This window comes from Paenibacillus sp. FSL R7-0302 (assembly GCF_038006885.1).
Lineage (GTDB): Bacteria > Bacillota > Bacilli > Paenibacillales > Paenibacillaceae > Paenibacillus_AQ.
The window spans coordinates 1,324,425-1,347,964 of the sequence record NZ_JBBOWB010000001.1; the positions used below are offsets into that span (position 1 = coordinate 1,324,425).

Annotated in this window: 17 protein-coding genes; 6 read left to right on the forward strand and 11 right to left on the reverse strand. The window is 52.7% G+C overall.

From position 1 onward, the window contains the following. Positions 1-204 precede the first annotated feature (204 nt). Entirely contained in the window at positions 205-756 is a 552-nt protein-coding gene (locus MKY96_RS05695) for an SMI1/KNR4 family protein (RefSeq protein ID WP_340939083.1), read from the reverse strand. A 211-nt stretch (positions 757-967) separates the two neighbouring features. Between MKY96_RS05695 and hflK the strand changes: the two genes are divergently transcribed. Both hflK and hflC read left to right on the forward strand, forming a co-directional pair. After that, positions 968-2,011, forward strand: coding sequence for an FtsH protease activity modulator HflK (gene hflK / locus MKY96_RS05700; RefSeq protein WP_340944459.1), 1,044 nt, complete (start codon positions 968-970; stop codon positions 2,009-2,011). Further along, positions 2,008-2,874: a protease modulator HflC gene (hflC, locus tag MKY96_RS05705; RefSeq protein WP_340939084.1), complete on the forward strand. Its 867-nt coding sequence runs from the start codon at positions 2,008-2,010 to the stop codon at positions 2,872-2,874. The genes hflK and hflC overlap by 4 nt, the downstream gene beginning before the upstream one ends. Before the next feature lie 116 nt (positions 2,875-2,990). Here hflC and MKY96_RS05710 read toward each other — a convergent pair whose 3' ends face one another. The 6 genes from MKY96_RS05710 to MKY96_RS05735 form a co-directional block, all read right to left on the reverse strand. Continuing rightward, positions 2,991-3,803, reverse strand: a complete 813-nt coding sequence (locus MKY96_RS05710; RefSeq protein ID WP_340939085.1) for an undecaprenyl-diphosphate phosphatase — start codon at positions 3,801-3,803, stop codon at positions 2,991-2,993. 36 nt (positions 3,804-3,839) lie between these two features. Then, entirely contained in the window at positions 3,840-4,433 is a 594-nt protein-coding gene (locus MKY96_RS05715; RefSeq protein ID WP_340939086.1) for a DedA family protein, read from the reverse strand. A gap of 276 nt (positions 4,434-4,709) precedes the next feature. Next, positions 4,710-6,749: a serine hydrolase domain-containing protein gene (locus MKY96_RS05720; protein WP_340939089.1), complete on the reverse strand. Its 2,040-nt coding sequence runs from the start codon at positions 6,747-6,749 to the stop codon at positions 4,710-4,712. A 117-nt stretch (positions 6,750-6,866) separates the two neighbouring features. Next, the gene (locus MKY96_RS05725) at positions 6,867-8,168 is read right to left on the reverse strand and encodes an ATP-binding protein (RefSeq protein WP_340939090.1); all 1,302 of its coding nucleotides are present in this window, start codon (positions 8,166-8,168) and stop codon (positions 6,867-6,869) included. Then, positions 8,155-8,910, reverse strand: a complete 756-nt coding sequence (locus MKY96_RS05730; RefSeq protein WP_340939091.1) for a LytR/AlgR family response regulator transcription factor — start codon at positions 8,908-8,910, stop codon at positions 8,155-8,157. The genes MKY96_RS05725 and MKY96_RS05730 overlap by 14 nt, the downstream gene beginning before the upstream one ends. Before the next feature lie 225 nt (positions 8,911-9,135). Then, positions 9,136-9,663, reverse strand: coding sequence for a cupin domain-containing protein (locus tag MKY96_RS05735; protein WP_340939094.1), 528 nt, complete (start codon positions 9,661-9,663; stop codon positions 9,136-9,138). 841 nt (positions 9,664-10,504) lie between these two features. On the opposite strand from MKY96_RS05735, the gene MKY96_RS05740 reads away from it, so the two are divergent. Beyond that, positions 10,505-11,686: a hypothetical protein gene (locus tag MKY96_RS05740; RefSeq protein WP_340939095.1), complete on the forward strand. Its 1,182-nt coding sequence runs from the start codon at positions 10,505-10,507 to the stop codon at positions 11,684-11,686. A gap of 263 nt (positions 11,687-11,949) precedes the next feature. On the opposite strand, the gene MKY96_RS05745 is transcribed toward MKY96_RS05740, so the two are convergent. The 4 genes from MKY96_RS05745 to MKY96_RS05760 all read right to left on the reverse strand — a co-directional run bounded on the left by MKY96_RS05745 (position 11,950) and on the right by MKY96_RS05760 (position 20,156). Beyond that, entirely contained in the window at positions 11,950-13,083 is a 1,134-nt protein-coding gene (locus MKY96_RS05745; RefSeq protein ID WP_340939097.1) for a response regulator, read from the reverse strand. A gap of 43 nt (positions 13,084-13,126) precedes the next feature. Then, the gene (locus MKY96_RS05750) at positions 13,127-16,195 is read right to left on the reverse strand and encodes a hybrid sensor histidine kinase/response regulator (RefSeq protein ID WP_340939098.1); all 3,069 of its coding nucleotides are present in this window, start codon (positions 16,193-16,195) and stop codon (positions 13,127-13,129) included. Positions 16,196-16,669: 474 nt separating this feature from the next. Further along, complete coding sequence (locus MKY96_RS05755; RefSeq protein ID WP_340939099.1) at positions 16,670-18,349, reverse strand: pyocin knob domain-containing protein; 1,680 nt, start codon at positions 18,347-18,349, stop codon at positions 16,670-16,672. A 112-nt stretch (positions 18,350-18,461) separates the two neighbouring features. Continuing rightward, a complete protein-coding gene (locus tag MKY96_RS05760) occupies positions 18,462-20,156 on the reverse strand; it encodes a collagen-like protein (RefSeq protein WP_340939100.1) in 1,695 nt (564 codons plus the stop codon). A gap of 198 nt (positions 20,157-20,354) precedes the next feature. Between MKY96_RS05760 and rfbH the strand changes: the two genes are divergently transcribed. Genes rfbH through rfbG form a run of 3 tightly spaced genes read left to right on the forward strand, consistent with a single transcriptional unit; the run spans position 20,355 to position 23,538 of the window. Beyond that, on the forward strand, positions 20,355-21,683 hold the full coding sequence (gene rfbH, locus MKY96_RS05765; protein WP_340939101.1) for a lipopolysaccharide biosynthesis protein RfbH: 1,329 nt from the start codon (positions 20,355-20,357) through the stop codon (positions 21,681-21,683). Further along, positions 21,680-22,456: a glucose-1-phosphate cytidylyltransferase gene (rfbF, locus tag MKY96_RS05770; RefSeq protein WP_340939103.1), complete on the forward strand. Its 777-nt coding sequence runs from the start codon at positions 21,680-21,682 to the stop codon at positions 22,454-22,456. Before rfbH ends, rfbF begins: the two co-directional genes overlap by 4 nt. Beyond that, on the forward strand, positions 22,438-23,538 hold the full coding sequence (gene rfbG, locus MKY96_RS05775; RefSeq protein WP_340939104.1) for a CDP-glucose 4,6-dehydratase: 1,101 nt from the start codon (positions 22,438-22,440) through the stop codon (positions 23,536-23,538). Before rfbF ends, rfbG begins: the two co-directional genes overlap by 19 nt. The last annotated feature ends 2 nt before the right edge of the window (positions 23,539-23,540 follow it).

A 23,540-nucleotide genomic window follows, 5' to 3' on the forward strand; every position in this document is an offset into this window, starting at 1 on the left:
GCTGACAGGCCCATTATAGTCGAAAAACCGATCACATTTAGCGGTGCGAAGGCTGACAGGCCCATTATAGTCGAAAAACCGATCACAATCCGATTTCCCAGGTGCCGCATCAAGGATTACCAGCATGGTTCACTCGTTAGGGTGAATTTGTTCGTCAATAGGGATCGTATACTCCCATATAGTAGCCTTCTTGAGATGGTTATTTTATGAAAAGTACTTGTTAAGATTATCTGGCGCGATCCCATTCCATAACCAGAACTGGTCCCCCTGCGATACAAGTAAACGATCAAGCCATAGTTCAAAGCTCAGATTCAGCGGCTCACCATGATCACGAGCAGAGGTATAGATTGATTGCTCAAACAGATAATCCTTTCTTCCTTGTTTTACATAATCGCTATTTACACATATTAAAGTCTCACTGAATTTTGCAATAACGTAGAGATGATCAGGAGTTGGGAACTTATCCAGTGCATCTTGAATTTCATCTACACCAAAAATATGCCAATGAGGTGCTGATTCTTCAATATCCTTATATAGTTCCATCCCATTGTGCAAAGACAAAAAGAACTTATAATCATCTGGCAACTTTAAATCCGTCTCAGCCTCAAATTCTTCGATATTATTTAATAAGGCAGGTTTAGAAAATGAGAATGTACACGTAAGTTGAAATCCTAAATTTCTTTGAATTTTAAAATTTTTGTTATTGTAAATTGCCTTTTTCAAAGCTTCTAAAGATGCGAGTATTAATTTTGACATCTTGCCCTCCTCTCTATAAATAAATTGTAACGGTCGAATATGTTGCATTTCAAATGTACTGTAAAATAACCAGTCAAACCTGCGAGAATCGCAGCAAAATGCAGAAAGCTTGAACAAAGCTGAAATAGTTGCGACTTTTTTGATTTATTCACGTATATAAACCTTTAATACGACTAAAATACGCCAAAAGGAGCGATGCATCTTGAATTTCATGAACCAGAATGGCGATAATATCCCAGGGTTTAAGCTGCCGAAGTTGAAGCCGGGCATGTACAAGAGGATAGGAGTGGGGGTAGCCGCAGCGGCTGTATTGCTGTATATCGGCGCGACTTCGTTCTATACCGTGCAGGAGCAGGAACGTGCAGCAATTCTGACCTTCGGCAAGTATACGAATGAGAGCTCAGCCGGACTTCATTTCAAATGGCCCTATCCGATCCAGGATGTAATTACCGTACCTGCGGAGCTGACCCAGCGGATTCATATCGGATACCGCCAGGAGGCTGGAGGAGCTGTGCCGGTGGATGAAGAAGCCATGATGATTACAGGTGATGAGAACATCGTCTCTGCCGACGCTGTAGTCCAGTGGAAGATCAGCAATATCCGTGATTATCTGTATAACATTGATGAACCGGAGCAATTTCTGCGGAATTCGGCCAGTTCCTCGATCCGTGCAGTGATTGGTTCCGAGAAGCTGGATTTTGCGATTACCGACGGGAAGACCGTGATTCAGGATAAAGTCCGGGAGCTGCTGGTTGACCTGCACAAGAAATACAATACCGGCATTCAGATCATTGATATCAAATTCCAGGATATTGAGCCGCCGAGCGGCCAGGTAGAGGAAGCCTTCCGCGAGGTCACCAACGCCCGTGAAGAGAAGAACACGAAGATCAACAACGCCAAGAAGTATGAGAACGATATCATTCCGAAGGCACGTGGTGAAGCGCAGGCCCTGCTGGAGCGGGCCGAAGGCGAGAAGAAGTCGCGTATCCTGAATGCGCAGGGTGATGTTGCGCGGTTCAATGCGATTTTTGCCGAATATGCCAATAATCAGAGTGTCACCGAGAGCCGGCTGGTCCTGGAGACCCTGGAGACGATCCTGCCTAACGCCAAGATCTTCATTACCAACTCGAACAGTGACACTGTGAACTATCTGCCGCTGAATGAGCTGATGCGCAGCACCAAGGATAGCCCCTCTGCTCCTGCTGCTGTGAATCCGGCGCCTTCAGCCGCACCGCAAGGAGGAGATGCCAAGTGAAAAGAAACCCGATCATCCTATTGATATCATCGATCGTCCTGATTATTCTGCTGGCCGGCTCTATGTACATCGTGAAGGAAGGGGAATATAAGGTAGTCCTCCGTTTCGGTGAAGCGATGCGTACGGTGGAGGAGCCGGGCCTGAAGTTCAAGATTCCTTTTATCGAGAATGTCTCGGAGCTTCCCAAATACCAGATGACCTATGAAAGCACGCCGACCAACATTCTGACCAAGGATCAGAAGCCGATTGTCGTTGATAATTATACCGTCTGGAGAATTACCAACGCCTCGCAGTTCTTAAGAACCGTTCAGACGGTCAGCGGGGGAGTGCAGCGTATTGATGAGGCGGTATATAACTCGGTACGCCGTAAGCTGTCGGAGATCAACTATGAGAATATTATCAGTGAGGATACCGGACGGGGCAATATTAACGATGAGATCACCAAAGACGTAGTAACTGCCTTAACCCGTGACAATTACGGCATTGAAATTATTGACGTACGGATCAAGCGTACCGATTTGCCGGAAGGGAACAAACAAAGTGTATACAACCGGATGATCTCGGACCGCCAGTCCATTGCTGCGCGTTACTTGTCTGAAGGGGATGAGGAATCCAAGAAGATCACCTCCAAGGCGGATCGTGCTTCCCGGGAGCTGATGGCCCAGGCTGAAGCCGACTCCAAGAAGATTATTGCCGAAGGGGAAGGGGAAGCCGCCAAAATCTACAATCTGGCCTACGGCAAGTCTCCACAGTTCTATAGCTTCTACCGTACGCTGCAGAGTTATGTGACCACGCTGAAGAATGAGCCGGTGATCATGATCCCGATCGATTCGCCATATGCGAAGATACTGATGGGACAATAGAATAGTGTTACAATAAAAAGAGCAGCACTTTTCCTGAGATGGAAGAAGTGCTGCTCTTTTAGTTGAGAGTAACGCCATTCGGGCAAGAGGTGGATTTCCGCCAGGGCGGCTCCTTTTTACAGGAAGATCAGCAGCAGCGTACCTACCACGAAGCAGTAATAGGAAAAATAAATCAGGTTCCCCTTCGCCATAATGCCGATGAACCAGCGCATGGCGAAGTAGGTGGCGACCAGCGTGGTGAGGAAGGCGATCAGGTAAGGCATCGCCAGCGCAGCTCGGTTAGGGTCATTCGCGATATCGGATGCACCTAGGATCAGGCCCCCGATACTGATGGGAATGTACAGCATGAAGGAGAACTTCAGGGCCGTCTCCTGCTTCATTCCCACGGCAATCGAGGCGATGACCGTTGAACCGGAGCGGCTGATCCCGGGAATCAGCGCTACCGCCTGAGCGAGCCCGACGATGATGGCGTCTCTCACGGTGAGGTTGCCGTCTCTTTTCTGCCCGCGAAGATTGCGGATCAGCCAGAGCGCCACTCCGGTAACCAGCAGACTGATGCCAACGGTATGTACGGAAGTGAAGACACGTTCGATCGTATCCTTGAAGAATACGGCAGCAACCGCCGCGGGAATCGTCCCGATCACAATGTAGATGCAGAACATGAACTCTGACCGGTACTTCGTATCGCGCGTCTGCAAGTAACGGAAGAAGCCTGTGATTAAGTCCATGATGTCTTTGCGGAAGATGAAGCAAATGGCAATCAAGGATGCTGTATTCGTTAAGATTTCAAAAGATAGCCCATTCTGCTTCATGCCGAGCAGACGTTGTACGATGATCAAATGCCCGCTGGAAGAGACGGGGATCGGCTCCGTCACTCCCTGTACGAGCCCTAACAATAAGTATTTTAGCCAATCGAACCAATTCTCCATGAGTTCCTCCTGAATTTGAACTGCAAATAATGTGGATTAAGCCTGCCGTCTCCGGTACCGCTTGGAAAAGACGTATAGCCCGAAGCCAAGCAGGAACAGGGTTGCCGCCGGAAGAATGTAAGGCTTGACAATTTCGTCCACATGCTCCCACTGCGCCCCTAATTTGAAGCCCAGGTAGACATAGATGGAGGTGATCGGAAGCATGGCCAGGAAGGTGTAGAGACTGAAGGCAAACACATTCATCTTGGCAATCCCGCAAGGGACAGAGATCAGCGTTCTCACGCCCGGAATGAAGCGCCCGTAGAAAGCTACGCCGTTGCCGTATTTCTCAAAAAAACGGTCAGAGGCTTCAAGGTGATGCGGACGGATGAAAAAGTACTTTCCGTACTTATCAATTGCAGGTCTGCCGCCAAACCGGCCCAGGGCATATAATGTTAACGGGCCAAAGGTTCCTCCGAGCGTACCGGCAAGGATCGTGAGCACAAGCTTCATGTCCCCCAGATACACCCAGTACCCGGCAAGCGGAAGCACGAGCTCGGCAGGCACGAATTCAAACGACAGGGCGAGGACGATGCCCGCATACGACAAATCTTTGAAAAAGAGTATAAATTCCGTAATCCATGCTGTCATATAGTTCTCTCCTTTCTGCAATAAAAAAGCCCCCTAATTAAAGGGGGCAGTCTCATCAACTGTCAGCACCCTCTCATCTTTGCAAGGCATCCGGGATGCCTCTAGTGCTGTAACCTGTATGCTAATCGCACACCAGTCACAGCGGTATCATCGGGCCATGCCCTCCACCGAACTCTGGATAAGAGTATTATTCAATTTGATAACATTAAAACATACCTGTAACCCATTAAGCAAGTTTGAGAGAAGGGAGAAATTTTGGATGAAAATATGAAAGCGTTATCTCAGCTCAATCTTGAAAACATCGCCCGCCTGACCGCCGAAGACGGCCATTCCGCCTTGCGGCAACTTGACCGACGGGCCCTGACTCACTCTGGAGTGGCTTACGATCATCCCGTCCGCATCATAGACAACGTATCCGCCGCTTGAGGGAGCCGTAACGGTCATGGTTTTGCCGGCGGCCTTCTTATCAATCTTGAACCATACGCTCTGTCCGCCCGCCGGAACGGTGCTGGTAGAGGCCGGCCCTCCGTAGATCGGCTTCACGGCATCTTCGCTGATATAAGCATTACCGTCAATGGTTAAATATTCGGCACCGTTCTGCTTGGAGAAGGTCAGATCGAAGGCATCTCTACCGTTCATCACCGGAATTTCAGCCGCATTGACGGCTGTGTTCTCGTCCACAATCCGCGTCCCGGTGGCATAGCCTTGTTCAACCTCAATCGTCTTTGTCAAGATGGAAGGGGAGAGGTAGAAGAAGGAATTGATTTTCTCATCCACCGCGTAGTAATGCTTCCCGTCTCTCAGCGCCCAGGCCTGCTTCGTAGAAGCATTCAGCGGATTTCCATCCAGCTTCTGGTACTCGTACGTGACCATCAGCATTTGACCGACCCCGGGGATGTTCAGGTGGGTGTTCAGCTTCAGATACGTCTTGCCGTTCTTCTGCTTATCGAAGCTCACGGCTGCGCTGCCGTCCGGGCTTGTGAACTGTCCCTTGCCGGTATAGATATACTTCTGTGCAGGAATGAGCCCCCCTTCTAGCGCAGGCAGATCCAGTGCCCCGTCCTTAATGATTATTGTGGTGGTTGCTCCGACGGTCCCGTATAATCCCGAATAGGCTCCCAGCTCAGCAGGCATAGCCGCTTTGACCGGAGGGGTGAAGGTAGCATCCGGCAGAATCTTCTTAATCTTTCCGGTATCTTTCAGGTAAGCCAGCAGCACATTGGTGGCGAAAATAGTGTTATAGATTGAGCTTCCGCCTGAAGAGAGCACCGCGATGGATATATCGGATTCCGGAAGGGTAATCAGGTCAGCGTGATACATGATGGTATCTCCGCCCTTGGATAAGGCTTTGATTCCGTAATCACCGAAGGGTGCCAGATCTACGGCATCCCAGCCCAGACCGTAATTGAAGCTGTTTCTCTCCTCAGGCACCCAGAGCCCGTTCTTGTATTCAGGCTGCTGCATCGCTGTAGCAGAGGCTTTTGACAGAATGTCCGGATGCTTTCCGTTCAGCATCTCGGCGAATGTAGTCAGATCCTCGGCTGTGGAATAGAGGCCGCCTGCTCCGAGGATATTGGCATTCTCACTGGGCAATGCCTGCTTTAGTCCAGGGAAGTAGGTCTTGGCAAGCTGCTGCCGGTTAAAGGTATCCAGCGGCGTCTTGGTAGAGCTTAGCTTCAGCGGGCTGCTCATGTGCTGCTCCAGGAACTTTGTATAGCTGCTGCCGGTCACCTGCTCAATCATCAGCTCCAGCAGCTGAAAGCCGTCATTGCAATATACGGAATATGCGCCGGGATCGGATTTGAGCCGCTCAGACTGAAGCCTTGTCAGCAGGTCATCATGATTCTGTGTATCGCTATCATCCATCAGAATGCTGTTCCCGTAGTGGCTGCCATACAGGCCCGAGGAATGGTTCATTAACATGCGCGGTGTAATCTTCTTGTAGCGCTCATCGGCCATCTTGAACTGCGGCAGATACGTAGTCAGCGGCTGATCAATGTCAATGATCTGATCTTCGGCAAGCATCATCGTGGCTGCGGAGACATGCATTTTGCTGACTGAGCCGATGCCGAACATGGTATCCTTCGTGATGGGGGTCCCGGCAGCCTGATCGGACACACCGAAGCCGCCCGACACTGTAATGGCACCTTTATCCCTGATTGCATACTGCATGCCGCTTACACCGTAATCGGATACGATCTTCGAGCCAAGCAGGCGGGCCGTTTCCTGCACCGGGCTCTCCTTATCTTGCGCAGACACCTGGGCTGCAGGGATCACCAGCATGGCCGCCAATACGACTGAAGTTAACTTGTTCATCTTGAATTCCTCCTCTTGTGTCTCTTGGGTAATCTTCCTGAAGTTATCATACAGGCAGAAGAGAGGAGCGTGGGTCGAATAACCCTGAAACGCGGATTACGATCCCTTAAGCGCATTTTATATAGAAGCTTCGCGTGAGAAGGGGAGGACCACCATATTGTTGAATTCCCGATGCCCGGCTTCAATCGTCATATTGCCGCCGTACTTCTCGCAGATTCTGGAGATATTGGTCAGGCCGATACCGTGGTATTCCGGGTCCGGCTTTCGGCTCTGCAAAGAGGTAGTCTCCGGGACGGTATGATTCAGGATGCGGATGAACAGCGCGGATTCACTGGAGTGCATCTGGATCAGAATGTAGCGATCCTCGGCGAGCCGTACTTTTTTGGAGGCTTCAATGGCATTGTCCAGCATGTTGCCCAGCACGACGCACAGGTCATAACGGTCGATGTGAAGCTCACCAGGCAGCAGCTTAAGCCGGGTATCGATCCGGATGCCGTTCGCTTGTCCGATATTCAGTGTGTTCGTGACCAGCGCATCCACCGCCAGATGGCCGGTGTTGACCCGCTGGTAGGCAGCCTCTACCTTATTCTGCGTAAGCTTGATATGCTCCAGAGCCGCGGCAGGATCATCCCGCCGGATACACTCTTCAATGTAGAGGAACTGCTGATGGGTATCGTGGATGATTCTTTTAATCGACTTGAAGCTGTGCACCGTCTTCTCGTAGTTGGCGTCCTGATAGTTCATCTGGTGCTGGAGCTGGGCGTTCTCATGCATGAACTGGAACTTATCCGTTATCGTATCGAAGATATAGACGATCATCACATTCAGGAACAGGAAGCCGAGAATCGCAAAGAAATAATAGAAATCCTTCGTGTTGTTCACCGTAAGGACGTTGATCTGATAGGTGCTGATGAGCGGGACGAGCAGGAACATCACATAATACCGGTAGGGCAGGGATACGCTTCGCCGCTTGGAGATCAGCCGGATGATCTGAATGACAGGGAACATAATAATGCAGCTCAGGATCAGCCCCTTGATGAAGGCCGGCCGGTCAATCCCCGCACCCGAGTTCATGCTGGTGTAGTCTACCGAATCTATCATTGAGAAAATATACAGCGACATAAAGCTGACCACCGTCATCAGCACAGCGTACAGCAGGGAGAAGATCACCTGAGTCTTCATCTCCACCTTATAGGCTTGCGCCATACTGAAGATCATCAGCAGAGCTATGCCGGAGGAGAAGAGAGGGGACAACGGGGTGACCAGATAGAGGAAGCAGAGTATCCCGTAGATGAGGAAGTACATGATCCGGTTAGGCTTCCTGGCGGACTTATCAAATACGGAGGCAAAGAAGAATTGGGTCTGAAAGCACATCACCAGTACGACACAGACGACAAGGGTCAGATTATAGTGAGTCATAGGAGCTGCCCTTCATGATCATGAATTTGGTGTAGAAATCCTTAACCTCTTTGATTTTGGACCGGCCGATGGGGAACTCCTGCCCGCCCGACATCAGCACGGAGCCGCCCGCGAACTTGTGGACATGCAGCAGGTTGATAATAATTGAACGGTGGATATGCAGGAAATGGCTGTCCCGCAGTGCTGAAGCGTACTCTGCAATAATTCCTCTGGTCTCATAGATCTCTGTGGTGGTAATCACATTCAGCTTGCTCTTGACCGTCAGGCTCTTGGCCGCCTCAATGCCGATGATATCATCATGCCGCAAGACGACCTCCTCATACCCGGACTTGATGACCATGAACTTCTTATCCTGCGCCTGGAAGTAGTCACACAGCTTAAGAATCTTCTCCTCCAGGAGCTGCGGGGCGACCGGCTTGATCAGATACTGGAAGGTAATCACGTCGAAGCTCTCCACCATATATTCAGGGTAGCTGGTCAGGAAGATAATCTGTTCGTCAAAATGTTTCCGGCTTCTGAGCCGGTGCGCCGCCTGAATCCCGTTCATCCCGCCCATCTCCACATCCAGAATCAGGATATGGAAGGGGGCTCCGCCCCGTTCATAGTGTGAGATTAAATCTTCTCCCGAAGGAAACAGTTCAATTTCAAATTCGGTATCCGTCTTAACGGATAAGCCGACCAGAATCCTCTTCACCAGCTCCCGCTGCTGTTCTTCATCCTCACATACCGCTACTCGATACATCCAAGTGCCCCCCTTTATTCAGGCGCACGGCCTAAGTGGATAGTTGTACACAACATTATATAGTATGGCCAGAGAAATGAGCAGAACAGGGGGCCAAACGCAGAAGTTAATCCCTGGACTGCACAAGCGGAGTGCTGAAAATCCGGAGATCAAGGCGAACGCTACGCTTTTACGGGGGCCGTTCCGCCCGCTCCGCTGTTTAAGTATATGCTCCAGGAACTGTTGTCACTTCCACAGCCGCAGCAGCGGCCCGGCCTCGCCATAGATGGGATCGCGCTCCGGCAGCGGAACCCTGCGGATCTCGGGCACCGCCGCAGCGAGATCCTCCGGAGTGGCCCGACGCGTGTTGTAGTCCGCTCCGCCGGGATAAGCACCGGCTATTTGGAAGTCCTGCGTAGCGGAGAGCCGCTTATGCGCGGTTCCGGCAGGCAGCACCACAACGTCCCCGGCCTTAACGTCGGCGGTGTACCCGGCATCTCCGCCAAGCTGGAGGCTGGCACTGCCGGAGATCACACCGAGAACCTCATGCGCATTGCTGTGATAATGGTGATAAGGAAAGACGCCGTTCACCCAGCTATTCAGCCACCCGTTGGCATTAAATATCTGTTCAGTATCTTCCGGGTGGTCTCGGAGAACACCCTTATACAGCAGGGCCGGAAGCTGCGGATTGTTCGGCAGCAGGCCATCCGCCTGGAAGCTGAGCTTCACTATAGATTCGTCCTGCTCCCGGCTTGTTGAGTTATATTCTGACATACGGATCATCTCTTCCTACATGAATTTTGGTATATATATAGAATTACCCTAATGTTGGTAATGTATCTTGTGCGTGTGAGAATTACTTTAACTAATGGCTTGCTGAGGGGTTAACTCACCCCGATTAGGGTGCAGGGATAGGCTTAAGTGCATTTTGTACAACTAATTCGTCCGATGTGCCGCCGAATCTCTGTTTAGCTGTATTTCGTGCAATTAAAATGCCTCTATACCTGGATTTTCGCCCATCCGGGCAAATTTAGTTGTACAGACTACAATTAGAAGAAGAAGGACTCCTGTTTCACTGTTTCTAGTTGCACAGAATACACTTATCCCTGTTTTTTCGTTACGAACGCAGCTTCATCCCTTACCGATATTGGGCTGATCCTGCACCCGATACCGATTTCTGTCCTTACATTCAAGTAGGTGATTGTATTTCCTGCAATAGAAAACGCATAGCTGACCGTAAAAGGAGATTCTATTGTATTTCATACAGTAGAATGTTGTGTTTCGGGTGAAAAATGGCCTTTGTTCAACATTCCATTGTACGGAATGCAGTAGATTCTATTTCGAAGCCTTTTTTCCAGCCTTCCATTGTACAAAATGCAGTTACTGTCGTTCCAGCACCTACAGCATCCGAATGACTCCTCTGCGAATGAGACGCTGGTTCGTTAAGGTCCGGTAATACCTTAATTTGGATATGGCATATCCTCAGCCTGCGATTGGTGAAATTATAAGTGCAATAAATATAGCGGGGCTATTTTCTATCTGCTTGTAAAAGGGTAATTGATGGCATACAGTGTAACGTAGCTGTTATAGAGGGTTGTGAAAGGGAGGGGTTATAGTGAGAATTATCCGTAAAATCAGTACCCTGCTGGCTGCTGCAGTTCTGCTGCCTGCCATCCTGCTGCCGCCGGGAGCTGGGGCTGCTCCGGCACAGGCGAAGGCTGCATCGGCCGGGACGGTGGCTGCTGCCGCTTCAGCAACACCGAGTCCGGTAACGAACGGCCAGGTGCCGCTCACAGGGGCGATCAATGGCAATCTGCCGATCCATATGTCCATCAAGGTGGAGAGCGGCGGCAAGCTGACCGGCAGTTATTATTATGACAAATACAAACAGACGATCAGGCTCACCGGCAATGTCAACGGCAAAATCGCTCATATGTATGAGTATGACGCCAAAGGCAAGGAGACCGGCCATTTCCAGGGCTGGTGGATTCCCGGCACCGGCTTCGCCGGGGTATGGAGCAACCCGGACGGTACCCGGCAGCTGCCGGTTGAAGCGCTGACTAGCGCAGCGGCAGCGGGCCTCAAGGTTCCTAAGGCTGCCGATTGGAGCGGGGAATGGTATATGGCAAGTAATTCGCCCTTCTATGGATCTTATGTGGAATTCAGCAATGTGAAGAGCGATAAGCTGGTCTTCTCTATGGATGCCTACGATGGCGCCCATTCCGGTCAACTGGAGAGCGAAACGGCAGTGGTCCGCAAACGGATGGCCGTCTATAAGGAAGAGGACGGTTCGGTGGTCTTCTTCTATCTGCTGAACGGCAAGCTGTACGTAACCAGCCCTTCGCCGGTGTATTCTGCCGGAGCTAATGTAACCTACACCGGCGAATATACAAGAGATCCGAACGAGAAGGTCTACACGCTGAAGGACACTGGCGTCTTCAAAACGGCGGCGGAGGACAAAGCCTTCCGTAAGCTGGTAGGGGAAGATTATGATCTGTTCCTGTACAGTATGCAGCTGCTGGATGAGCCGAAGGATCTGGATGGTAAGGGGGCAAGAGTGGTACAGGGCGGCGTGAGAGGGCTGTTCACCCTTACGGAAGCCATCATCATGTATGATAAGCAGGGCCATTACTGGGCAGCTGCACTCGACTCCGATGAAGGGGATGAACTGGAAGACATCGCTGACCCCTATGTCCGGTTCTATACGAATGATCCCGGCACCAGCAAGCTGCCGAAGACGATTGTGCAATGGATGGAGCCTTTCTCTGATTACGAGGTGGTCTACATGAATTTCTAAACCTCGGGCAGAAGCGTTTTAACTTCTCCCTACCGGGTACAATGAAAGAGTGAGGGTCCGCCTGACATGGGTAGCTACTGCATGAGAACCTGTGTACACCGGTTATGTCAGCGGATTCGCATGTCCCGCAGCTTCTCACTGAAAGGACGGGACAGCGCCATGCGCAGGTCCTCCCGTTGGAATGGAGCTGCGGGTGCAACAAGAAACGGTATGCCTAACCCCTGACCGGGGGTGCCGGCATACCGTTTTTGTATACATAAGGGTCAGGTATATAGCCGCTTCCAGTTCCCATACCAGCGCTCGACCTTCGCGGAAGGAGTGAGCTTCAGGTCCCGCCAGAGCAGGTTGCGGAGCTTCTCATATTGCTCCTGGACGAAGCTGAGCTCTCCCAGCCGGTTGTAGAATTCCATAAGCGCCAGGTAGCCCGGCTCATGATAGGGGTGTAGCTCCACGATCTGCTGATAGGTGTTGACGGCTTTGGTGATATTCTCCTTGACGGTATAATAATCGGCCAGCTCTGTGGCATGCTGCAGGGAGAGATTTCTCAGCCGCTGGCGCTCACTCTCGGCCCAGAGGTAATCGTAATCGCCCAGGAAATCGCCAGTGTAGAGCTTCAGCAGCTCTTCATGCTCCGTGACGTTGTGATCACCAACCGGGTCCAGCGAGACAATGCCTTCTTCCCAGAGTACAAAATCAATCTGTGCGTCCCCGCTCTCCAGCATATAACCTTCACCCACGCTTGCATTACTGATGACGAGACTGATGTCCGACCGCTTCAGCGATTGCCGGAGCTGATAGATCGCCGTATACAGATGGGTGGACGCCCGCTTGAGCGAGATTTCGGGCCACAGCAGCTCAACGAGCTTGTCCTTGACGACAATCCGGTCGTGGTAATAGAGCAGATAAGCGAACAGTTCCTGAGACTTGGAGGTCCGCCAGCGAAAATCTCTGATCGGTATTCCATCCCGCTCGAACTGGATGGAATTGAAGCCGCGGATCAGCAGCGAGTGTTTTTTGATTTCTTTATGCATGGCATTTTTGCGGTTCCTGATTCTTTGAAGGGTTCTACTGAGCCGTTCCCTGGGGACGGGCTTGAGCAGGTAATCCTGGGCACTGGCCTCGAACGCCTCCAGCGCGAAGCTGTTATGGGCGGTTACGAATACAATGGCTGAACAGGGGCAAATCTCCTCCAGCCTCTTCGCAGTCTCCATTCCGTTTATCCCGGGCATATCAATATCCAGAAAAATAATATCTGCATCCCAGCCGGACGCTTCGCTTAAGGCCAGCAGCGGATTGGTATAGGTTGCCGTTACAACGGCAGATCCCAGCGCTCTGAGTGTCGATTCCAACTGGATCAGAGCGAGTCGTTCATCATCAATCAGCACTACCCGAAGCATTGCCTCACCTCCTCATACAGGATATAGCCGGTGGAGGAAGGGTTCACTCCATCCACCGGACGGGAACAATAAAGGAGACGGTGGTTCCATGGCCGGGACGGCTCCGGATAGACAAGCCCTGCCCGTAACGTTCAATCAGCCGCCGGTTCGTGTTCCAAATACCGATACCGGAGCCCGTGTCTTTGTTCTTCTTCAGCAAGCGTTCAATTTCAGCCTGCTCCATGCCCTTGCCGTTATCCTGAACCTCGAAGCGGACATGATCCCCCAGCTCTTCAATGCGGATCATGAGGGTGCCTCCCTCGATAAGACTAAGCAGTCCGTGCCGGACGGCATTCTCTACCAGCGGCTGCAGGATCAGCGGAGGGATTAAGAGCAGTCCGCTGTAATTCCGTTCCCACGCGACCTCCAGCCGTTCCCCGAACCGGACCTTCTCGATATACAAATAGGCTTCGACCAGCGACAGCTCCTGACGCAAGTGAACCAGCTTCCCGGTATTCATCAGATCGAAGCTCGCGCGCAGGAAGGAGGAGAAGGCGTCAATCAGCTCCTGCATCTGGCGGATATCAATCTGGCTGAGCGTCGAGATCGAATTCAGCGCATTGAACAGGAAATGAGGACGGATCTGCGCCTGAAGGTAAGCGATCTCCAGGCGCAGGTTATGCTGGATGCTCTGCTTCATCCTCGCCAGCCCCGTAACCCGGTACTTCAATTCCAGGCTATCGACCGGTTTGGTCACATAATCATTGGCTCCCAGCCGGAATCCGTAATAGATCTCCTCACGCCGCGCACGCGCCGTCAGCAGCAGCACCGGCAATTCAGATGCCGAATATCGCTCTCTGATTCTGCCGGTAAGCTCATACCCGGACATCTGAGGCATCATCACATCCGTGATTAACAGATCCCAGGATTCCTCTCCCAGGTGCTTAAGCGCCTCCTCACCGCTGAGCACAGGAGTCAGCCGGTAGATATCCTCATGCAAAATAGTGGAGAGTACCCGAAGATTCACCGGATCATCGTCAACCACTAAGATGTGGAGTGCAGCTTCATCCTGCTGCTCCTCAGCTGCTGCGAACAGAGGAGCAGCGGCAAGGAGCGGGTCTTCGCCTCTGCCTTGGAAATAGGGTGACTGGGCGTTCAGCGTAAAGTCCGGCCATTCCTCTGCTTCGCTCCCGACGAATCTGCCGTCTGTGAAGGAAGCCCCGTCTGCCAGCGGCAGGCTGAAGCGGAAGACGGAGCCTTCCCCCGGCCGGGACTCCACCATTAGCCTGCCCCCGTGCAGCTCCACGAGCTGCCGGGTAATGCTCAGGCCCAGACCCAGGCCGCCCCTGTCCTGCCCGCCCGCCTGTTCATAGGGCTGGAAGATACGGCTGAGTACTTCCTCACCGATCCCTTCACCGGTATCGGCAATGCTGATCAGCAGCTGGCCGTCCGCTTCCTCGGCAGATATCCGTATACTGCCGGATTCGGTGAATTTCACGGCGTTATGGATCAGGTTGAACAGAATCTGAATCAGCCGTTTCTCGTCCGCCCATACGCTCGGGAGCGCTTCGGATACGCTTACATGAAGTGTCAGGTTACGGCCTTCCGTCAAATAACGGAGCATGTCCGCAACTCCTGCCGCAATTGTATAGACCGATAACGGTACGGGGTGAAGAACCATCCGGTTCTCCCGCAGCAGGGTCAGATCCATAAGATCATCCAGCAGCTGCGACATTTGGCGCCCGATGCGGACAAGCAGCTCCAGGCCGCCGGATTCTTCCTCAGGGCAGGCTGCCCGCCTCTTGTCATATTCGGTCTCAGCAATGCTGATCATTCCATGCAGCGGAGTCCGCAGCTCATGCGAGGTGCTGATCAGGAAGCGTTCTTTCTGCTTATCTGTTTGCACCAGCTGTTCATAGAGCACTCTGCTCTCGTCGGAGCGCCTGATATATTGCTTCAGTCCGTAGGCGGAGAATCCGACAATAGCAGCCAGAATGTCAATAGAGTAGAACGGGAGGTTCTGCCGTTCACCGTTCAGCGTATTCCCCCATACGACCCCTGATACAATACAGGAAGCGATGAAGGTAAGAAAGCTGACGTCCCTTTTCCGTTTATATACCATTATTCCGAAAATTACAAACATCCAGCACGGGGGAATCATATACAAAAGGCTGAAATAAATAGTGGCATTGGACAATACGAGATGGATCGGCAGCACACTTATACAGAGAGTGTATAGAACAAGGAGGAAGCTGTAGATCTTGAAGGCCCACCCTACGGCTTGAGCGCTGTAGAATTTGTAGGTCAGCAGCAGCATGAAAAAGACCATCCATACATAAGACAGGAGCCTGATCTTGATCATCCACGTATAGTTAAGCGGCAGCACAATTAGCAGCAGGACATCGTTGTCCGCTGCAATGGAGAGAGCTGTTGTAATCAGCATAAGAGCAAACAGCAGCAAGACCCGCTGTTTTTTGGCAAGCACATACAGGATACAGACATACAGGGCGTGGAGCAGAAGGATGACGATAGTGGTTAGCTGAAAAGCGGTGGAGTACCAGCGCTCCTTCTGAATGGAGGATTGGGCGCCGAAGCGGATGGAGTAAGAGATTCCTCCCTTCTCCCCATGCTCGAAATTGGCTGCCTGGATCAGCACAAGCATCTCCTGCTCTCCCGCAGGCAGGGGGTAGTCAACCGTATATGAAACAGCCATCGGCCGGTGTAGCTCCCTGTCTACAGCAGGCTGACCCATCGCCGGATACACCCGGCCGTTGACTTCGATCCGGGAAGAGGCCTGGATCTGCTGTACCCAGAAGGAATAGGGCTCATCCAGGGGCTGATCCACTAGAACACGCAGAGCATAAGTCCCGTAGCCGAGAGAAGAGCCGGACAGGGCGGACTTCCAGTTACCCGGAACATTCATCATGAGCGGAGCTCCGGCAGTCCCTGAGCGGATATCGCTCGCTGTCACGAGCCGGTTCGGATAAAAGGCCCATTCACCGTCGAGAACCAGCGAGTGGGCATTCTTGAGATGCCAGCCGCGCAAATCCAGCGCGCCTCTGGACGCCCCGGGCTGCTGCGGAGCAGCAAAAATCTGCTGCCATACCGTGTGCATTCCCAAGAGCAAAGACATATATAACATTGTTAAAGTCAAATGCTTGAAGTAATATTTGGAATTTGTATTCATCATAGTGTAATGAGTTCGACAAAGGAAAGGCTTAACCTTCTACAACATCAAATAAATTCTTGAACAAACTGGAGCTGCGGCGGCGAATTGTCACTGGAACCTTGACTGGTGTCAGATTCGGTCTTTTGTCCTGCTTTCCAGGCCGGCCAGTAGTGCTGCTTGCACAACCCTTTCGCATAATGCCTTCTGTCGCAGTTCTCTATCGTGCATTTTCTTTCATTAATGGCCCTGAGTCTCCCCATTGTATATCCCTCCATGAAAGTTTCGTTTCAAGTCAAGCCCATTATAGAGAGACCTCATAGACAAGAACTGAACAAAATTGGAATTTAAATTCCAGTAATTCTCAATACAGAAATAAGCAGCCCCCTTGTGCAGAAGTATCTTAGTCTGCCTGGAGGGGCTGCTGTATTTAAGCCAAATCTAAAATAATAATTCGTAAATGCTTAGGTTGGACAGAGTAGCATCAAATGTCTGAGTTCCCCCTCCGCTTAATGTACTGCTTGCTCTGAGATAGAGTTCTATTGAACCCGCCGTCGGCTGGATTATACCCGCTGATTGAACCGTATAATCCCAATCATCGGTTGTAGAACCTGCTGATTCAGTGGCGAAATAGGTAATATGGGTAATGTTTGAACCAAGGTTGGTTAATATTTCAATAGAATTCACATCAAAATTTGCAGGTGCTGTTATCCGAAAGGAAAAAGAAACATGATACACTCGATTTGCCAGTAGATCTATTCCTTGGCCAAGGCTAACTAGTGTTATACTTCCATCGCTGTTATTAAATACTTCTGAAAATACAAGTCTTGTAAGAGTAGGGGGCACGGTGACGGTAGTAAGTGTGAACATTGCATTAGGGTTATTTATATCTTCGACAATTCCCGTAGCCCCTGTAACCCCGGTGAGTCCGGTGAGTCCGGTAACGCCAGTGGCTCCGGTCACTACGACGCCGGTAGCGCCGGTAACGGTAGCCCCGGTGATACCGGTAGCCCCGGTAACGCCTGTAACGCCAGTATCTCCGGTAACGCCAGTGGCTCCAGTCACTACGACGCCAGTAGCCCCAGTATCCCCTGTAACGCCGGTGTCCCCGGTAACGCCAGTAGCCCCGGTGAAGCCGGTCTCCCCGGTAATGCCGGTCCCCCCGGTAACGCCGGTATCGCCGGTGAGGCCGGTAGCCCCGGTAACGCCAGTATCTCCAGTAACGGCAGTTCCCCCGGTAGCCCCGGTAACGCCAGTAGTCCCAGTAGTCCCAGTACCCCCTGTAATACCAGTAACGCCGGTGTCCCCCGTGGCACCTGTGCCGCCTGTTGCTCCCGTGACGCCGGTAACCCCCGTGTCTCCTGTAGCCCCTGTAACACCGGTAATGCCGGTCAGTCCAGTGTTTCCGCCTGTTCCGCCTGGACCTGAACCAGTCTGGCCCGTAGGTCCTGTAGCACCACTCTGTCCGATCTGTTCCCATGTTGTCCAGGTGCCCCCTCCGTCCTGGCTGCTGCGGTAATACAGTGCGGGGTTAGAGATATAGAGCTGCTGTACGTAATTTCCGACTCTGGAGACATACAGTGTCCAAACCGTTGGATGGGCGACCGGCGGGTTGATCGTGGGCGCCGGTCCATTAGGATCATCAGAGCTGTAGACGCCTGGTTGATTGAAGGATTCCAGAGGGGAATCAGAGTCCTCCTCGTTATAGGATACTGCGCCAACGTCGGCAGCGTCCAGAACAACTATACCGGCTTGGCCGTTGACGATAACTGCCCCACCGGGGGCACCCGTAGGGCCTGTAGGTCCGGTGGCCCCGATGACGGCAACAGGCAGATCCGCGGCGGTATCCAGCTTCGAATCCAATATCATTTCCAGCATGGAGGTCGTGTTGAGCATGGATCGCACGTTGTTGTTAACCTGCAGTAGCTGTGCCACTGTAGCGGGCGGGCCGCTTAGGCCCGGCAGGGTCCCCAAGGTATACTGAATTTTCTCACCTTCTGCATTAATAATGTGTGCCAGACCCAGCTCTTCCATAGCGATGGAAGAGAAGATCAGATTAACGGCATCATCCCGTGTCAATGACACGGACGGGGTAATATTGGGTAAATTGGGTGTTGACAATGAAACCCCTCCTTCGCTCGTACTTTAGATTTCACTTCGGTTCTTAAGCTAAGCTCCCCTCTTTGCGCCAGAAGACAATTTCGCAAGAGGGGATTTCCTTAGCCTATGAAGCTTACTCTATTAGGAAGATGCTCACATTGGACCATGGTTGATATATCGTACCGGTAGTCGTTCCTGCAAAAGTCATACTTGCATCCAGTCGAAGTATCTGATTTCCGGTAGGGCCTGTTTGGAATAACCCGCTTGATTCCAGTGTCATGGCTGTTGCATTTCCGTTAGGACCAGGACCTTTGCCTCCAACATTGGAGATATGGAGGGCAACGCCGTTCAGATAGGGTTGTACAACCCCTTGAGTTACAGCGACATTACCTGGATTTATAGTCACTCTAAATGAAAATGAAAGATAATAAGTGCTGTCCGTAAGTAATGAAAGGGTATTTCCACCAGTTAGTGTAATTGATCCGTTACTGTTATTAAATAGCTCAGACAATCCTATCGTAGCTGGCGTGGCAGTCAAAACTGCAGCAGCAGGCTGGAACATAGCATTCAAGTTCGCGCCGGTAGCTCCAGTTATCCCGGTGGCGCCAGTAAAGCCGGTAGCTCCAGTAAAGCCGGTAGCGCCAGTCATGCCGGTATCGCCGGTAGCGCCGGTAGCGCCGGTAGCGCCGGTAAAGCCGGTAATACCGGTAGGGCCTGTAAAGCCCGTAATGCCGGTCATACCGGTGATTCCGGTAGCGCCGGTATCACCGGTAACGCCAGTAGGGCCGGTAAACCCCGTGATGCCGGTGAAGCCGGTGACACCGGTAAAGCCTGTAACGCCAGTAGGGCCGGTAACGCCAGTAGGGCCTGTGACGCCTGTAACGCCAGTAGGGCCGGTAACGCCAGTAGGGCCTGTGACGCCTGTAAAGCCAGTAGGGCCGGTAAAGCCAGTAGGGCCTGTGATGCCAGTAACGCCAGTATGGCCGGTAACGCCAGTAGGGCCGGTAAAGCCGGTATCACCGGTAGGGCCGGTAAAGCCTGTCACGCCAGTATCACCGGTAGGGCCAGTGAAACCTGTGACGCCCGTGGCGCCCGTAAGGCCCGTGACCCCTGTGGGTCCGGTGACCCCTGTCCCGGTAACCCCAGTAGAGCCAGTCGCCCCCTGTTGTCCAATTGGGAGCCAGCCGTTGGGCCATGTGTTCCCGCTATCCTGGCTGCTGCGGTAGAAGAGTACAGGGTTCGAGATATAGATCTGCTGCACATATTCCCCAACCTGGGAGACATACAAGGTCCAGACCGGCGGATGCGCTACTCCCGTCGGACCATTCTGGGGTGCTGGGCCAGTGGGGTCATTGGAGCTATAAACACCGGCCTCTATGAAGGAGTTAAGATCAGAACCAGAATACTCCTCAGTTATGGGAAATGCGCCTACGTCTGCAGCGTCAAGTTCCACATCCCCGATCTGGCCGTTGACGCTGGTGACTTCACCCGCTTCACCCGTGGTGCCGGAAGCACCTGTAGGTCCAATCAGGGTAGGAACACTGGCGGCCGTCGACAGCTTCGAGTCCAGCATCATTTCCTGCCGTAAGATCGCATTCAGCATGTCTTGCGTGCTGCTGTTCACATCCAGCACCTGCTGCAGGGTAGCCCCTGGTCCGGTAATTCCCGGCAGCGTACCCAGGGCGAACTGAATTTTCTCTCCTTCCGCATTAATGATATGCGCCAAACCAAGCTCTTCCATAGCGATAGAAGAGAACAAGAGGTTCACAACATCATCCCGTGTCAATGTAATCGACGGGGATATATTAGGAATATTGGGTGTAGACAAAATAAAAACCTCCTTATTTGGTGGGATCATATATGGTATTCTTGACGATTCTTGTCGGTGCTGGACATTAGGTTAGAGACAAGGTCCAAATAAATTCCATTAATTTTCATTCGTATTTAACCTCCGGCCTGCATATAAATGATTTACTAAGTCCGTTAAATCCACAAAATGCAGACAGCTAGTGAAGGAGGGGATCTTTTGTCCACAGAAGCTTCAATCTTGCGTGAACAGATTCTGAAGCTGACCGGCCAATTCTACAGCAGCCGTTGGCCTGGCCGGTCATTTGTGCCGGGACGCGATTATGTGCCGGTCAGCGGCAAGGTGTTCGACGGGGATGAATTAATGAGTCTGGTCGATGCTTCGCTTGATTTCCATTTAACGGCAGGGAGATATACCGGTGAATTCGAGAGGCGTTTCGCGCAGATCATGGGCAGAAAGCACACCTTGCTGGTCAACTCCGGCTCCAGTGCCAATCTTCTAGCGGTTGCGGCGCTTACTTCGCCGCTGCTAGGCGAACGACGGCTGCTCCCGGGCGATGAGGTGATTACCGTTGCCGCCGGATTTCCGACCACGGTCAATCCGCTGATCCAGCATGGACTTATTCCGGTATTCGTCGATGTTGAGCTGCCTACTTACAATATAAATACAGCCCAGCTGGACGCCGCGCTCAGCCCCCGTACCAAAGCGGTTATGCTGGCGCACACGCTGGGGAATCCCTTCGACCTGGCCAGCGTCAAGGCATTCACCGACCGGCACGGGCTTTGGCTGATCGAGGATACCTGCGATGCTGTCGGATCGCTGTATGAAGGCCGGCCGGCCGGTTCCTTCGGCGATCTGGCGACCGTCAGCTTCTTCCCTGCACATCATCTGACCATGGGCGAGGGCGGTGCCGTACTTACCTCCGGGGCGAGGCTCAAAAAAATTGTCGAATCTCTCCGCGACTGGGGCAGGGACTGCTGGTGCCAGCCGGGAGACGACAATACCTGCGGTAAGCGGTACGACTGGACGAAGGGAGAACTTCCGTCCGGGTATGACCATAAATATACTTACAGCCACATCGGCTACAATCTGAAGGCGACCGATATGCAGGCTGCCATCGGCGTGGCTCAGCTTGATAAGCTGGATGGCTTTAATGCTGCACGTAGACGCAACTTTGAGTATCTGAAGGCTGCGCTGAAGCCTGCCGAAGAATGGCTTATTCTGCCGGAGGCTACGCCTCGGAGTGAGCCGAGTTGGTTCGGATTTCCGATAACAATGAGAGAAGATGCCCCTCTCTCGCGTAATACTCTCGTGCGAAAGCTGGAGGAGGCGCGGATTGGCACCCGGCTCTTATTCGCCGGGAACCTGCTCAAGCAGCCGGCTTATTCCGGCGTTGCCCACCGCGTTGCCGCGCCGCTGACACAGACAGACAGAATCATGAACGACACGTTCTGGGCAGGCATCTATCCGGGATTAACCCCGGATATGCTGGACTACACTGCCGAGGTGTTGCTCGGCCTGCTGAAGGGCAAGGAGGTTAGACCATGAAGGTGGTTATTCTGGCTGGGGGATACGGGACGCGCATCAGCGAGGAGACAGATGTGAAGCCCAAGCCGATGATTGAGATCGGCGACAAGCCCCTCCTGGTGCATATTATGGAGAATTACGCCGCTTACGGCTACGATGATTTTGTCATTTGCCTGGGGTATTTAGGGCATGTCATTAAACAATATTTCGCTGATTTCTATCTCCAGAGCTCGGATATTTCGTTCGATTTCGGCAATGGCAACCAGATCACCCGTCATAACCGTCAGCTGCGGAACTGGAAGGTAACGCTCGCGGACACAGGCAAAGAGGCGATGACTGGCGGAAGAATCCGGCAAGTCCAGAAATACATCGGCAATGAACCGTTCATGTTGACTTATGGAGACGGTATTGCGGATGTCAATATACCGGAATTGCTGGACTTCCACCGCTCACACGGGAAGCTGGCAACGGTAACGGCTGTTCAACCGAGTGGCCGTTTCGGTGCACTGGATATCGCAGAGGACAACAGGGTGACTGGGTTCGTGGAGAAACCTAAGGGAGACGAGGGCTGGGTAAACGGCGGCTTCTTCGTACTCCAGCCTGAGGTATTCTCCCTGATTGAAGACGACAGCACCGTCTGGGAACAGGAGCCGCTCCGGGAGCTGGCCGCCCGGGATGAGCTGAGGGCCTATAAGCACCACGGCTTCTGGCAGCCGATGGATACGCTTCGTGATAAGCGGTATCTGGAGCAGTTGTGGCGGGAGGGAGGCCTCTCATGGATGAAAACGCACTGATACCGGCGGAATTCTGGAAGGGGCGGCGCGTCTTCGTGACCGGACACACCGGCTTCAAGGGCAGCTGGCTCTGCTTGTGGCTGACGATGCTGGGCGCACGGGTAAGCGGGTACGCTTGGGACCGGGATAAGCATAAGCTCTTCACACTAACCGGAGCCGAACGGGAGGTCAAGACCGTCTGGGGAGATGTGCGGAACCGGCAGCGTCTCGATGCAGCATTGCGGGAGGCTGCACCGGAGGTAGTGTTCCATCTTGCCGCCCAGCCGCTGGTCCGCACTTCTTACCAAATCCCCGCAGACACCTTTGAGGTGAACGTGATGGGTACGGTGAATCTGCTGGAGGCTGTATGCAGCGCCGTGGATTCCGGAATGGGAATTAAGGCTGTCGTCAATGTGACTACGGATAAATGCTATGACAACCGTGAGTGGATTTGGGGCTACCGGGAGACTGATCCGCTGGGCGGCTATGATCCTTATTCTGCCAGCAAGGCATGTTCGGAGCTGGTTACACAGGCTTACCGGAGCAGCTATTTCCTACCGGCGCGTTATGCCGAGCATGGAGTCGCTGTCGCAACCGCCAGAGCGGGCAATGTCATTGGAGGCGGCGACGATTCACCGGACCGGCTGGTACCGGATTGTCTGCGGGCATTCGCTGCGGGGGAGCGGCCGCTGCTGCGCAGTCCGGGGGCAACACGGCCCTGGCAGCATGTGCTGGAGCCGCTTGGCGGCTACCTGCTGCTAGCAGAGATGCTGGTGCGGGGAGGGGCGGACTATGCAGCCGCCTGGAATTTCGGCCCCGGGGAGCAGAGCGTGACCAGTGTGGAAGCCGTTGCAGTCCGGCTTGCGGCGCTCTGGGGAGAAGGGGCAGGTGTGGATCTTGCCGCTTCCTCCGGACTGCACGAAGCCGGGGAGCTGCAGCTTGACAGTACCAAATCCCGCCGCCTGCTGGGCTGGCGCTCGCGCTGGGGTGTAGAACAGGCACTGCAGAAGACGGTGGAATGGCACCGGGCGCTGGAAGCAGGGCAGGATATGCGGGGATTCAGTGAGCTTCAAATACGCGAATATATGACAGAGAACGCATAGGA

What these genes read in the sequence shown, in the direction of transcription:
- rfbG (WP_340939104.1), top strand. Translation starts at nt 22,438, where the DNA reads ATGGATGAAAACGCACTGATACCGGCGGAATTCTGGAAGGGGCGGCGC.
- MKY96_RS05730 (WP_340939091.1), bottom strand. Translation starts at nt 8,910, where the DNA reads ATGTATCGAGTAGCGGTATGTGAGGATGAAGAACAGCAGCGGGAGCTG.
- MKY96_RS05750 (WP_340939098.1), bottom strand. Translation starts at nt 16,195, where the DNA reads ATGTCTTTGCTCTTGGGAATGCACACGGTATGGCAGCAGATTTTTGCT.
- MKY96_RS05735 (WP_340939094.1), bottom strand. Translation starts at nt 9,663, where the DNA reads ATGTCAGAATATAACTCAACAAGCCGGGAGCAGGACGAATCTATAGTG.
- MKY96_RS05710 (WP_340939085.1), bottom strand. Translation starts at nt 3,803, where the DNA reads ATGGAGAATTGGTTCGATTGGCTAAAATACTTATTGTTAGGGCTCGTA.
- MKY96_RS05725 (WP_340939090.1), bottom strand. Translation starts at nt 8,168, where the DNA reads ATGACTCACTATAATCTGACCCTTGTCGTCTGTGTCGTACTGGTGATG.
- MKY96_RS05695 (WP_340939083.1), bottom strand. Translation starts at nt 756, where the DNA reads ATGTCAAAATTAATACTCGCATCTTTAGAAGCTTTGAAAAAGGCAATT.
- MKY96_RS05715 (WP_340939086.1), bottom strand. Translation starts at nt 4,433, where the DNA reads ATGACAGCATGGATTACGGAATTTATACTCTTTTTCAAAGATTTGTCG.
- MKY96_RS05745 (WP_340939097.1), bottom strand. Translation starts at nt 13,083, where the DNA reads ATGCTTCGGGTAGTGCTGATTGATGATGAACGACTCGCTCTGATCCAG.
- MKY96_RS05720 (WP_340939089.1), bottom strand. Translation starts at nt 6,749, where the DNA reads ATGAACAAGTTAACTTCAGTCGTATTGGCGGCCATGCTGGTGATCCCT.
- hflK (WP_340944459.1), top strand. Translation starts at nt 968, where the DNA reads ATGAACCAGAATGGCGATAATATCCCAGGGTTTAAGCTGCCGAAGTTG.
- rfbF (WP_340939103.1), top strand. Translation starts at nt 21,680, where the DNA reads ATGAAGGTGGTTATTCTGGCTGGGGGATACGGGACGCGCATCAGCGAG.